The 13,207-nt window shown below is 66.3% G+C and carries 11 protein-coding genes; 6 read left to right on the top strand and 5 right to left on the bottom strand.

Features of this window, described 5'->3' with window-relative positions; genetic code table 11:
* Window positions 1-53 precede the first annotated feature (53 nt).
* From BM109_RS07570 to BM109_RS07550, 5 genes are read left to right on the top strand one after another with little or no spacing between them, the layout of a single operon-like run.
* Entirely contained in the window at window positions 54-1,586 is a 1,533-nt protein-coding gene (locus BM109_RS07570; protein WP_093341814.1) for a TIGR02677 family protein, read from the top strand.
* Window positions 1,583-2,845, top strand: coding sequence for a TIGR02678 family protein (locus tag BM109_RS07565; RefSeq protein ID WP_093341812.1), 1,263 nt, complete (start codon window positions 1,583-1,585; stop codon window positions 2,843-2,845). Before BM109_RS07570 ends, BM109_RS07565 begins: the two co-directional genes overlap by 4 nt.
* 3 nt (window positions 2,846-2,848) lie before the next feature.
* The gene (locus BM109_RS07560; RefSeq protein WP_093341811.1) at window positions 2,849-7,045 is read left to right on the top strand and encodes a TIGR02680 family protein; all 4,197 of its coding nucleotides are present in this window, start codon (window positions 2,849-2,851) and stop codon (window positions 7,043-7,045) included.
* Window positions 7,042-8,295, top strand: a complete 1,254-nt coding sequence (locus BM109_RS07555) for a TIGR02679 family protein (protein WP_093341809.1) — start codon at window positions 7,042-7,044, stop codon at window positions 8,293-8,295. The genes BM109_RS07560 and BM109_RS07555 overlap by 4 nt, the downstream gene beginning before the upstream one ends.
* A gap of 13 nt (window positions 8,296-8,308) precedes the next feature.
* Window positions 8,309-9,010: a hypothetical protein gene (locus BM109_RS07550; RefSeq protein WP_093341808.1), complete on the top strand. Its 702-nt coding sequence runs from the start codon at window positions 8,309-8,311 to the stop codon at window positions 9,008-9,010.
* A 64-nt stretch (window positions 9,011-9,074) separates the two neighbouring features.
* On the opposite strand, the gene BM109_RS07545 is transcribed toward BM109_RS07550, so the two are convergent.
* The 5 genes from BM109_RS07545 to BM109_RS07525 all read right to left on the bottom strand — a co-directional run bounded on the left by BM109_RS07545 (window position 9,075) and on the right by BM109_RS07525 (window position 12,196).
* A complete protein-coding gene (locus tag BM109_RS07545; RefSeq protein ID WP_093341806.1) occupies window positions 9,075-9,434 on the bottom strand; it encodes a hypothetical protein in 360 nt (119 codons plus the stop codon).
* Window positions 9,435-9,524: 90 nt separating this feature from the next.
* The gene (locus tag BM109_RS07540; protein WP_093341805.1) at window positions 9,525-9,908 is read right to left on the bottom strand and encodes a roadblock/LC7 domain-containing protein; all 384 of its coding nucleotides are present in this window, start codon (window positions 9,906-9,908) and stop codon (window positions 9,525-9,527) included.
* A complete protein-coding gene (locus BM109_RS07535; protein WP_093341803.1) occupies window positions 9,905-10,447 on the bottom strand; it encodes a GTP-binding protein in 543 nt (180 codons plus the stop codon). Before BM109_RS07535 ends, BM109_RS07540 begins: the two co-directional genes overlap by 4 nt.
* A 12-nt stretch (window positions 10,448-10,459) precedes the next feature.
* Window positions 10,460-11,083: a hypothetical protein gene (locus BM109_RS07530; protein WP_093341802.1), complete on the bottom strand. Its 624-nt coding sequence runs from the start codon at window positions 11,081-11,083 to the stop codon at window positions 10,460-10,462.
* Window positions 11,084-11,293: 210 nt separating this feature from the next.
* Complete coding sequence (locus BM109_RS07525; protein ID WP_093341800.1) at window positions 11,294-12,196, bottom strand: LysR family transcriptional regulator; 903 nt, start codon at window positions 12,194-12,196, stop codon at window positions 11,294-11,296.
* 131 nt (window positions 12,197-12,327) lie between these two features.
* On the opposite strand from BM109_RS07525, the gene BM109_RS07520 reads away from it, so the two are divergent.
* Entirely contained in the window at window positions 12,328-13,194 is an 867-nt protein-coding gene (locus BM109_RS07520) for a pirin family protein (RefSeq protein WP_093342437.1), read from the top strand.
* Window positions 13,195-13,207: the final 13 nt, after the last annotated feature.

The following is a 13,207-nucleotide window of genomic DNA, read 5'->3' as shown; positions in this document are numbered from 1 at the left end:
CAACACACGCAGTGCCGGATGAATGCGAGAGGGCTCTGCACGAGGGAGGTTTGATGCCAACCGAGAACGACACGGCGGATCTTTTTCGCCACGTCAGCGCCGAGAAAGCAGCGTTCTACCGCTGCATCATGGACGTCTTCGCGGCGGCCAAGCGGCAATACCGCCTGCAGTTGAGGCCCGACGAAGTGCTGGTCGATGCCCAGTGGCCCGCGGGAGCGCCACGCGCCGAGGAACTCAACCTCGCGCTGGCGCAACTGGCCGAGTGGGGCAACCTGGAGTCCCAACCGGACACGGCGCGCGTCTCCAACCTCAACGATTTCTATCGAGCCCGCTTTCTCTACCGGCTGTCGCAGGGCGGTGAAGCCGTCGAAGCGGCTCTTGCCACTTTTGTTCAGACGCTCCAACGACGCGCCGAGCTGCAGACCGTAGCGCTCGAGGATATTGCCAGCCGGCTCCAGGCCCTTTCGAGCTTGCTCGACGGCAGCTTCGACGCCGCCGAGCCCGACGTGCCCAAGATCCACGAGATCTTGCGTGATCTGGTCCGCGTCTTCGAAAGCCTTGCCGAGAATGCGCAGGCTTTCATGGCGGGCGTCGCGCGCAGCATCGAGCTGCAGCAGGCCGAAGCCGATGCGGTCGTGGGCTACAAGCGCCGCCTGATCGATTACCTGGAGCGCTTCATGGGCGACCTGGTGCGACGCTCCGATGCCATTGCTCGTTGGGTCCAGACGCTGTCTCCGCGCATTAACCATGTCCTTCTGCTGGTGGCCGAGCGCGAAGCGCGCGATGCCGCACCGGGTGATGCACAGGACCTGGACGATGAAAAGTTCAGACGGTGGCACGCCTGGCGCGAACGCTGGAAAGGCTTGCGCGGCTGGTTCCTCCAGACCGGGCACGAGCCACCCCAGGCAGAGCTGCTTCGGGCACGCGCCCGTGCCGCCATTCCCCAATTGCTGAGTGCCATCGCCGCGATCAATGAAAGGCGCAGTGGTCGCAGCGACCGTTCGGCGGACTTTCGCGCCCTGGCCGGCTGGTTTGCCGCCTGCGACAACGACGCCGATGCGCACAGGCTCGCGCGCGCGGCCTTCGCGCTCCACCCCGCCCGGCATTTTTCGCTCAACACCAGCAGCCGTGACAGCCTGCCCGCGACCACGCGCTGGGCGGATGCGCCGCCGCTCGAGATTCACCCCCGGCTGCGCGAATACGGAGAGTCGGCTCCCCGTGGCGCGCTCGCGAAGGTCCGGGACCGCAGCGCCGATCGCGCATTGATGGCTGGCCAGCTCGCCGAGGAGTCCCGGCAGGTCGAAGCGGCACGCAAGCGCCTGGCGACGGGTCATGCATTGAAGCTGTCGGAACTGGGCGAGCTGGACACCCATGCCTTCGGGCTCTTCCTCCAGTTGCTGGGTGAGGCCCTCGCTGAGCAGGAGGGGCCGGAAGCACCGGTGGAACGGCAAACCGGCGATGGCCTGCTTCACATCCGCCTGGAGCCCCTGGGCCATGCGGACAGCGCCCGCATCGTCACCACCGCCGGTGTCTTCGAGGGCCGGGACCATCGGGTGACCATCACCCCGACACAGGAGCTGTCATGAATGCGCGTCGCTCACCTGCCGGAAGCCGGCATATCGGAGAACTCCAGGCAAGCCACCAGCGCGACGAATTCCGCATCGCCTTGCGTGCCCTGCTGATGCAGCCGCTGATGAGCCCCATCCACGAGGATTTTCCGGCCGTGCGCCGGCAAGCAGACCGACTGCGTGAATGGTTCCTGCGCGAAGCGGGCTGGATGCTGAACGTCGAGCGAGACGGTGCCCGTCTCTACAAACGACCCGCCAACCTGCGGGACGCAACGCGCGGCCTGAAGGACTACGACAAGCGCCGCTACGTTCTCCTGTGCCTGGCATGCGCGGTGCTGGAGCGCGCGGAGCCGCAGATCACGCTGAACCTTCTGGGCCAGCGGGTGATGCAGATGGCCATCGACCCGCCACTCGCATCGCGGAAATTCGAGTTCACCCTGCGCAGCGCCGCCGAGCGGCGTGAGCTGGTCGTCGTATGCCGCAGTCTGCTGGAACTGGGCGTCCTGCAACGCGTCGCCGGCGACGAGGAGAGCTTCGTCCACGACAACCGCGGCGCGCAAGCCGATGCGCTCTACGATATCCAGCGCCGGATGCTGGCCGGGATGCTGGCAGCCGTGCGTGGACCTTCCACCTGGGCGACCGCGGATGCGCCGCTCGACCTGGAGGACCGACTGCGAGCTATGGTCACCGAACACGTGGGAGATGACGAAGAAGGCCGGCGCACGGCGTTGCGGCACGCTCTGAGCCGCCGGCTTTTGGACGATCCCGTGATCTATGCGGACTCGCTCGATGAAGACGCGCACGCGTACTTCGTCAACCAACGCGGCGCCATGGCCGACAGGCTTTGCAGGGCAACCGGCCTGACGCCGGAACAGCGAGCCGAAGGTCTGGCCCTGACCGACGAGGCAGGCACGTTGACCGACGTCTCCATGCCCGCCGAGGGCACCGAAGCGCATGCCACGCTGTTGGTGGCCGAGCATCTCGCGGCCCAGTTGCGTACCGGAGCGAGTAGCAGCGCGCTCACGGAAAAAGCCGTGGCGGCCTTCTTGGGCGCAGCCACTGAGCGCTACGGACGCTTCTGGCGCAAGTCGGCGCGCGAGCCTGGCGCCGAACACGAGTTGGCCCAGACGGCGCTGGACCGGTTGGAAAAACTCCAACTCGTCGTGCGCGAGCCCAGCCGCATCCGACCGCTGCCGGCGATCTCACGCTTTGCCCTGGGCGACGCCGAGGTGCAGCCCGTCCAGGCTCGGCAACAGCCCGCGAGCAGTCTCTTCTGACGCATGACCGATCCCCTCTTCGACCTCTCTCCTGCGCATCCGCAGCGCCCCCCGTTGCCAGAACCATTGCGCGAGCGATGGCAGCCCTTGCGGCTTGGCCTGGTCGAGCTCTTTCACTATGACAGCGAGGAGTTCTGGTTTCGCGACGGCCACCTTCTTCTTCGCGGAAACAACGGTACGGGCAAGTCCAAGGTGCTCTCGCTGACGTTGCCGCTGCTGTTCGATGCCAACCTGCGCCCTTCGCGCGTGGAGCCCGATGGCGATGGCGGAAAGAAGATGGCCTGGAATCTGCTCATGAGCAGCTATCCGAGGCGGATCGGCTATGCCTGGATCGAATTCGGGTTGCGCGAAAAAGACGGGAGCCTGCGCTACCTCACGCTCGGCGTGGGACTGTCCGCCGTCGCGGCGCGCACGCAGGTCGAGAGCTGGTTCTTCTTGCTCGATGCGGGCTCAGGCGATGCAACCCGCATCGGACGCGACCTCTGGCTCACGAACGACCAGCGCGTGGTCCTGACGCGCGAGCGCCTGGACCATGCCATCGAAGGACGTGGCCATGTTTTCGACACGGCGGCCAGCTACCGGCGCGCGGTGGACGAGCGGCTCTTTCATCTGGGCACCCGGCGCTACGACGCATTGATGGACACGCTGATCCAGCTTCGGCAACCCCAGCTGTCCAAGAAGCCCGACGAAGCGGGGCTTTCGCATGCACTGACCGAAGCGCTGCCGCCGATGCCGACGGACCTGCTCACCGATGTGGCGGAAGCCTTGAATCAATTGGAAGAGGATCGCGATCAACTCAATGAACTGAAGGAGCTGCTCAAGGCCGTCGAACGCTTCGACGGGCGCTACCGCGTCTACGCGGGGATGCTGACGCGACGGCAGGCGCGCGAGCTTCGGCAGGCGCAGACCGATTTCGACAATGCAAGCCATGCGCGCAACCAAGCGCATGCTGCCTCGACGGAGGCTCAGCACCATGAGAAACAAGCGCACGAAGCGAGCGACGAAGCTGAACTTGCCTTGGTGGCGCAACGCGCACGCCTGGAGACTTTGCAATCCGATCCGATCAACCAAGACGCGAACCGGCTCGAGCGTGCCGATAAGAACGACAAGAGACGCCAAGAAGCCGTCGACAAAGCAACGCAGGACACGGCCGAGTCTCGCGCACGCGCGGAGCGCGAAGCAGAGACGGGTAGACGGGTCGCAGAAAGGGCGAGGCTGGCCGCGCAGGACCTGCTGGCCGCTCGCGAAGACAGCGCTGGCCATGCAGAAAGTGCCGGCTTGAGCCCTTCATTCGACGAGAACCCGCTGATTCTTCAAACACCTGTGGTGATCGCAAACCTGACGGCACGGGAAATCGATTCAGCGCTCTCGGCGCTACGCGCCATCGGCCAGGCAAAGGTGGAACAGTTGACGCTACTGCGGCGCCGGCATGAGCAACTTCTCACCGCAAGCCGCGCGCTGACACAGCGCCAGGAATTCGAGGCGGATCGAAAGTCCGAGTTGCAGCAAGCCACCGAAAGCCGTGGCGCCGCGGATATCGAGTTCGAGCAAGCCGCCCAGGCATTGGTCGCGAACTGGACGGAATATTGCGCCGCATTGGTTCAGTTGCGATTTTCCGCCGATGCCGCCCTGGACGCCATGATCCATTGGATCGCACTCGCCGCCGGAGACAACCCGGCACGGCAGGCATTGCAGGCCTCTTTGCAGCAGGCCAATGTTCGACACGCCAACCGCCAGGTCGAGCTGGCCGGGATGAGCGATGCACTGAACCATGAGCGCGAGCAGCTCGAGACTGAACGACAACAACTTCGAGAGGGTCAAGATGCCGCGCCGCCACGCCCCTACACCAGGGACGCCGCCGCGCGTCACGCGCTTTCTGGTGCCCCGCTCTGGCAACTGGTCGACTTCCAGGATCACGTCGCCTCGGAGCACCGTGCCGGCGTCGAAGCCGCATTGGAAGCCTCGGGACTGCTCGACGCATGGGTCACGCCGGATGGGAGCATTCTGTCCGGCGAAGACCGTGAGCTCCCCTGGCTTGACAGTCAATGGGTGACCCGTCCGACCGCGGTTGGCGCCTCGCTGAATGACTGGCTCCGCGTGGATGCGCACGTCGACGTCGGGATCGCTGCGGGTGCCATCGAAAGACTCCTCGCAAGCGTCGCATGCAATGCACACGCCCCACCTGACGAAAGCGCCGAAGCCTGGATTGCCGCCGATGGCCGCTTCCGCCTGGGTCCGCTGACCGGTGCCTGGCAGAAGTCGGATGCCGTTTACATCGGACAAACCGCGCGCGCCGCGGCGCGCCAACAGCGGCTGAAGGAGATTGCCGCACGCATGGAGACCCTTGAGGCAGACGCAACGCAAGTCAAGCAGTACAAAGCGGACCTCGATGAGGATCGCCGCACTGCCGAGCGCGAATGGCTGGCCGCGCCATCGGACCGTGCGTTGCACCAGGCTGCGCTCAACACAAGCTTGCGGGAGAGCGAGCTTCAAGCTGCCCGCAAGAAATTGGAGCATGCCGGCGTGCTGTGCCGAGATGCGGAGCAAGCGGAAGCCAGTGCACGTACAGCGCTGGACCAGGATGCCACTGACATGGGGCTGCCATCGGACCTGGATGCGCTGCAACCGATCGAGACGGCACTTCGCAGTTTCGACCACAGCCATTTTCGCCTCGCGCGAACGGTGCAGGAATGGCGCCATGCCCATCCCGAAGTGCTGACGCAGCAGGGCCGCGAGCAGGAGGCTATCGCACTCCTGAGGACGGATGAAGAGGTGCTGGAGTCCGCTCGCTTCGAGGCCGAAGAGTCGCGCGCCAGCGTGAAGGCGTTGCGCGACACGGTGGGCGCCAAGGTCGAGGAGTTGCGCGAGAGATTGGTCGAAACGCGCAATGCCGTGAGAGAAGCCGAGCGTCAGCAGAAATCCGCGGCAGAAAACTGGCGCAAGACCATCGAGGCGAGAGCGCTCGCCAACGAAAAAGAGGCCACTGCCGACAACACGTTGCGCGAGCGCACCGAGGCCCGCGGCACAGCCATCGAGCGACTGCAGCGTTTCGCCCGAAGCAGCCTGCTGTCGTCGGCACTCCCCGACATCGAATTGCCCGACCTGCGGACTGCATGGACCATCGACCCCGCATTGACACTGGCGCGGCGCGTCGAGCAGGCGCTGGCAGAACTGCAGGACACCGACAACGCCTGGTCCCGCACACAGCGGCAGATCACCGAAGACCTGCAGGAGTTGCAGCGCGCATTGAGTGCGCTCGGACACCAGGCGCCGGCCGAGCCCAACGACTGGGGTTTCGTCGTGCAGATCATCTTCCACAACCGCCCGGAACGGCCCGACCAGCTCAAGGCTCGCCTGATGGACGATATTGCCCAGCGCAGCGAGCTGTTGTCCGCCAAGGAGAGCGCCGTGCTGGAGAACTATTTGCAGGCCGAGATTGCCGCTGAAGTGCAGCGTCTTCTGCGCTCGGCCGACAAGCAGGTACAGGCGATCAACAAGGAACTGCAGAAGCGCCCTACTTCAACGGGTGTGCGATATCGGCTGCTGTGGCAGCCGCTCGGCGAGGACGAGGGAGCACCAGTCGGGCTGGATGCAGCGCGGGAGCGCCTGCTCAACACAAGCACGGACATGTGGTCGGCCGAAGACCGTCGAGCGATCGGGAACATGCTGCAGCAACGCATTGCGGCCGAACGGGAGCGCGCGGATGCCGAACTGGGGCGCCTCGCAGGAGACAACGCAGGAAGCCTGGTCGACCAGTTGGCGCGTGCGCTCGACTATCGACGCTGGCACCGCTTCCGTGTCGAACGGTCGCAAGATGGCCAATGGCGCAAGCTCTCCGGGCCTGCGTCGAGTGGCGAACGCGCCTTGGGCCTCACGGTGCCGTTGTTCGCGGCGATCGCGAGCTTCTACAGCCAAGGCAGCAACCCGCAGGCACCCCGCCTCATGCTGCTCGATGAGGCCTTCGCCGGTATCGACGATGCGGCGCGCGCGCATTGCATGGGACTGATACGGGAGTTCGATCTCGACTTCGTCATCACCAGTGAACGCGAATGGGCCTGCTACGCGGAACTGCCAGGCGTGTCGATCTGCCAGTTGCAACGCCGCGAAGGCATCGATGCCATCTTCGTATCGCGCTGGACCTGGGACGGTCGTGCCAAGCGACCCGAAATCGATCCGGACCGACGCTTTCCCTCGCCATGAACCGGCCGATCGATCCGCGTCTGCACAAGGTTCTTGGGGGCGAGCACCTGGCTGCCCTGCGCCAGCGCCTGCGCGGTCATTTCGAGCGGGCCGATCCAGACGCTCCGCCGACGAGCCTTCGTCTCACCGGCTTGATCGGCGAAGAACGGGAGGCCTTGGCGCTCCTGGTCGGCCGCCCTCCCAGGACGGCGAAATCGATGCAGATCGATACCGGCGAGATCGATGCGGCGCTGCTTCGCGCAGGAATCGCAGCATCGCTGCGAGAGGCGCTGGAACAGCTCGACGGCCCCATCGTGCATCTCGCCACCGAACAGACCGCCCTGCGCGCCGCGTGGGCCTCGGTCGTGGCAGCGGCTCGGCATCCTGCGCTGGCTGCCTGCTTGCTGAAACCGACCGTGCAAGGCTTGCTCAAGCGTCTCTCGCGGCAGGACACATCGGTCGCCTTGCAGCTGTTGGCCGATGCGGACGCCGTGTTGCGGCACCTGCCGGCCAGTGGCATGGCTCGCGCGCGCCTTGCTGCGGAGACGCTCGGAGATGCCCACGCGCTCGACGCAGGGCGCCCCACGGCCACGCTCGTGCTGACCGCATGGCGCCAACTCGCTGACGAGCCGCCGGCCGCGGATGAAGAAAGCAACGACGACAGCCAATCCGGCGAGCGCGTCCGCGACGTGTGGGCGCGCGCGGGCGTGCTGGTCAACGAACTGGCACGGCCTGCCCTGTTCTTGAACCTGCCCCTTCATTCAGTGGGGATCGCATGGCCCCCTGGTGAACCCGGATACCTGTCGTTGCGCAGGCTGCTGCGCGCTCCGCCGGCCTGGGCAGTCGCGGGTCGAACCGTCTTCGTTTGCGAGAACCCCAACGTAGTTGCTATCGCGGCCGACGTTCTGGGGCGGGACTGCGCGCCTTTGATCTGCACCGATGGCATGCCTGCTGCAGCGCAGCGTACGCTGATGGCCCAGTTGGTATCGGCAGGAGCCCAGTTGCGCTATCACGGAGATTTCGACTGGTCGGGACTGCATATCGCCAACCATGTCTTTCGGGTGCATGGCGCAAGTCCTTGGCGGTTTCATTCCATGGACTACGAGTCCGCCACCGCCGAGGCATCGCACGCCCGAGGGCGCTTGCCCACCGTCCCCGTGGAAGCATCGTGGGACCCCGAGCTGGCGCCAGCGATGCGCCACCGTGGGTTGACGGTTGCCGAAGAAGCGGTGATCGATCTTTTGCTGCAGGACCTTCGAATATCCAACTGAACCGGAGCCAGGGATGACTTCTGCGACCCGCGATCCTTCATTCGAACGTTTCGTCACCGCGCAGCGAAAAAGGCTTCGGCAGATTGCCGGCCACACCCGGGGTGAATACCAGTTCGAGGACGTCGTCAACGAAGCGTGGTTGATGGCGGAAACACTGGCTTCGCGCAAGGGGCTGGTCGTCGCTTTCGAGAACGCAGCGTTCCAGGACCTGCTGTTGGCCTACCTGTATCAAGAACTGGTGAGGTACACGGAACTGAATGTGCGCCACGCCGTTCGTCTCGACCACGCGAGTCGCGAAGATGCCGACGACGACGGCATTCATCCCTTGATGCGCACGCTGGCAAGCGATGAAGGCCGAGACCCGGTGGCCCTGTTGATCGAACACGAGGCCGAGGCACTGAGAGAAGTAGCCGAGCAGGACAGCCTCGACTCTCTCGCCGGTGCCTATGTCCATCTCCTCAGGCAGTTCGACAACCGCATGGCTGCGGTTGCGGAGCACCTTCTCATCTCGACCTCGTACGCCTACCAGCGTTGCGCGCACGCCAGGCTGCTCGCCGTCCATCAGCGCCCCATGCCCATGCTGTCGTGCGGAGGACGCTCGCTCGCGGGACCTTGGCGCCGCTTTCGGCTGCAGCGGACGCCGCTGCAGCTCGCTTTCGACTTCGACGACAGGCTTCCTCTCGAACCCTGTGGCCAGAGCGGCACCGACTCATGATGACCACGAAGCCAGCACCCATCCGATCACCGCCGGCCGAGTGGCCGGGAGATCACGTCGAAGATCAGAAGCTAATGTCCTTCTCGACCTCCTGCAGCTTGCGCCGGGCCAGCGCCAGGTTCGACTTGGCCTTGTCGAGCACGAAGTAGATGAACACGCCCTCCTTCTGCGCCATCGGCCGCAGCAGGTGGTACTGCTTGCCGAGCGTGATCAGGATGTCTTCGATGCTGTCGTTGAGGCCGAGGGCACGCATCGTCTTGAGCTTGGCGCGCATCACTTCGGTATTGCCGGCGGCCGCCACTTCGAGGTCGACGCCGGAGCCGATGGCGCCCAGCATCATGCCGCTGGCGGAATCGACCACGGCGGCGCACAGCGCGCCGTCGGCGGTCATGAGGTTGTCGAGGCTGTTCTGGATCGTGGCCATGTGTCTTGTTCCCTGTGGATCATGCGAATGAAAGGATGAAGCGGCGGCGTCGCATGCAACCCGCCTCCGCCGGAAATTGCGATCGACGCCTCAAGGCGCCTCGAGCGCCCGCACGCAGGCGGCGGTCCGGTACAGCGCCTGCGCGAGCACCGCGCCGGCGTCGGCGATGACGTTCACCACCAGTTCCGTCTCGCCGTTGCGCACCGGGCTGACCAGCGCGAAGCCCTTGTCGGTGGCCACCGTGATGCAGGTGCAGCGACCGAGGCGCGCCTCCTGCGAGGCCACGGCGCCGATGGCGGCCATCGAGCTGGCCATCGCGGCGATGCGCGAGGGGTCGAAGTCGCGCAGGCTGGCATGCGCGATCTCGAAGCCGTCGGGCGTGGCGACCACCACCGAGACGACGCCGCTCGTCTCGTCGAGCACGCTGAGGGCCTCGGCCGCGGCACGCAGCTTGAGCGCGTGGGGAATCTTCATGGTGCGATCTCCTCGTCGATCACCTCGATCTGCATCAGCAAGGTCTCGATCAGGGCCACGACGTCGTCCTTGCGGCGCGGGTCCATCGCCAGCACCGGCAGCACCAGCCCGCGGGCCGCGAGCGCGTCGGCGTAGTCGTCGAGCGTGGGCGAAGGATGCGTGGGCAGCCGGGTGACACCGATCGCGCAGGGCATCTTCTCGAGCGCGCCCGCGAAACCGTCGAGATAGGCCACCAGGTCCGCCAGCGGATCGGGCCGGCTGTTGTCGACCAAGATCGCGAGACCCAGCGCATCGCGCACCAGGATCTTCCACATGAAGTCGAAGCGGGCCTGCCCCGGCGTGCCGTACAGGCGCAGCCGGTCGCCGTTGTCCAGCGTCAGCTGGCCGAAGTCCAGTCCCACCGTCGTGGTGGCCTTGGCCACGGAGGCATCGGCATTGGCGACCTCGGTGGCGATGGGCGCGGTTTCGCTGATGGCGGCGATGGCCATGGTCTTGCCCACGCCCATCGGGCCCGTGAAGACGAGCTTGAAATCCCTCATGGCGCGCCGCGCTCAGAACAGGCCGAGACGCCGGCGGATGCGCGAGAGCAGCCCCTGCTTGTGTTGCCGCGCATCGGCGGCTCCGGCCGTGCGAGGCGCCGGGATCGCTTCTTCCCGGACCCAGACCAGGGCCCCCTCTTCGTCGAGCAGGCGAAGGAAAGCGCGGCACACCTCGATATCGACCTGGCCCAGCGCCCCGAGGCTCTCGGCCGACTGCGCGCTCCTGGCGAGCGCCGCCGCCAGCCGGACATGGGCCGGGTGGCACTGCAGCGTCGCCTGCGACGGCCAGCGGCTCAGCGAGGCACGCGCACCGGATGGCGCTGCATGGCCCGTCACCGCGCTCGGCGCGATCTGGTTGAGCAGCTCGACCAGTTCCTCGGCGTAGATGGGGCGCGCCAGCGCGGGACTGGGTGGCGTGGCGGCGGCGCCGTGGCGCGGCACCATCGGCACCACGAAACGGGCCGGCGGCGCTTGCCGCTCCGCGGCCGGGCCTTCGCCGTCGATCAGCAGCAGGTCGCAGGACTGTGATTCGCTGACCGTCCAGCGCGAACGGAGATTGGAGCTGAGGCGGACGATGATTCTCAGGAGCTCGACCTCAACCGGAGGGAGCCCCATCACGCCCAGAACGAGTGGCATACCTTCTTCCCTGACTGTCTTTTTTGGATGGTTGCATATTGTTATTGCTGTTAACCAAATGATGTACGGATGTACAAACGCGGTTTCAGATTCGGACAAACACTGAGAACAAATCCACAACACTTGTTGCCGAAGACTTGGTTTCAGGTTGCGATGGAAGCGAAATGTTGCGGGTGAGGAACCGCGGCCCGAGGCGAATGGAACGCGGATTCAGTCTTCGTCCAGCGCCGCGAAGCGTTCCGCCAGGAAGTCCACCAGCGCCCGCACCGCCGGCAGCAGCCCGCGCCGCGAAGCGAACACCGCGTGGATGATCTCGCGCCGCGGCGCCCAGCCCTGGATCACGTGGATCAGCTCGCCGCGCGCGATCTGCTCGCGCACCATCATCGACGGCAGCTGCACGACGCCCACGCCCGCGAGGGCCGCGGCGCGCAGCGCGAGCATGCTGCGCGTGACGAGGCGCGGCTGATGGCGGATGGCCGCCTGCGCGCCATCGGGGCCGATCAGGGTCCACACGTGCTCGTGCTGCGGCAGGCCGAGGTCCATGCTCGGCAGGCCCGCGAGGTCGGCGGGCACACGCGGGATGCCGCCCGACAGCAATTTCGGATGCGCCACGAGGCACTGCCCGCGCTCGGCGAGCACGCGCATCACCAGTTCGCTGTCCTCGATCGGCGGCGGCCGCACGCGGATGGCGACGTCGACGCCCTCGCCCACCACGTCCACGCGGCGGTTGGTTTCCTCGAGGTGGATCTGCACGCGCGGGTGCGCGACCATGAAGGCCGCCACCATGTCGCCGACATGCGTGTCGAGCAACGCCACCGGACAGGTCATGCGCACCACGCCGCGCGGCTCGGCCTGGGTCAGCGCGATGGCCTCGTCGGCTGCCTCGGCCTCGACCAGCATCGCCTTGCAGTGGCCGTAGTAGGTCTGGCCCGGCTCGGTGACGGCGAAGCGCCGCGTCGAGCGCTGGATCAGGCGCGTGCCCAGGCGCTCCTCGAGCAGCGCGATGCGCCGGCTGAGCTTGGACTTGGGCATGCCCAGCGCGCGGCCCGCGGGCGCGAAGCCGCCGTGGTCCACCACCTGCACGTAGTAGTAGAGGTCGTTCAGGTCCTTCATCGCTTGCGCCCCTCATCGTTCACCGAATAGAACGCTGATGGCAACTATCGCCATCTACCGCATCCATCGTTCAACCCATATTCTCTATCCATCGGCCAGGACCCTCGTCCTGGCGACGCAAGGAGATGAAGATGAAGAAGGTTCTCGGTGTCTACAGCGCCCCTCGCACGCACTGGGTGGGCGACGGTTTTCCGGTGCGCTCGCTGTTCGGCTACGACGGCCTGGGCAAGCACCTGAGCCCGTTCCTGCTGCTCGACCATGCGGCGCCGACGTCCTTCGAACCGGCCGTCCGCCCGCGTGGCGTGGGCCAGCATCCGCACCGCGGTTTCGAGACCGTGACCATCGTCTACCAGGGCGAGGTCGAGCATCGGGACTCCACCGGCGCCGGCGGCCTGATCGGCCCGGGCGACGTGCAATGGATGACCGCCGGCGGCGGCATCCTGCACGAGGAGTTCCATTCGCGGGGCTTCACCGAGCGCGGCGGCACGATGGAGATGGTGCAGCTCTGGGTCAACCTGCCCGCGAAGGACAAGATGGCCGAGCCCGGCTACCAGACCCTGCTCGACGCGCAGATCCCGTCGGTGGACCTGCCCGAGGGCGCGGGCCGGGTGCGCGTGATCGCCGGCGACTTCGACGGCCACCGCGGCCCGGCGCGCACCTTCACGCCGATGGACGTGTGGGACCTTCGCATCGCCCAGGGTCGCACCGGTCGCTTCGAGGCGAAGGAAGGCCGGACGCTGGCGCTGGTCGTGCTGCGCGGCACGGTGCTGGTCAATGGCGAGACGATCGCGCGTGAGGGGCAGCTGGTGCACCTGGCCACCGCCGGCAGCGGCGTGGAGATCGAGGCCAACAGCGACGCGACGGTGCTGTGGCTGTCGGGCGAACCGATCGACGAGCCCGTGGTGGGCTACGGTCCGTTCGTGATGAACAGCGAGGCCGAGATCCGCCAGGCCATGGCCGATTTCAACGGCGGCCGCTTCGGGAGCATGCCGGCCTGAGCGATCGAGCCCC

The sequence above is a fragment of the Variovorax sp. PDC80 genome (genome assembly GCF_900115375.1).
In the GTDB taxonomy this organism is placed as follows: Bacteria; Pseudomonadota; Gammaproteobacteria; order Burkholderiales; family Burkholderiaceae_C; genus Variovorax.
The sequence above is the reverse complement of the archived record's forward strand: the minus strand, read 5'-3'. Positions and strand labels throughout refer to the sequence as shown.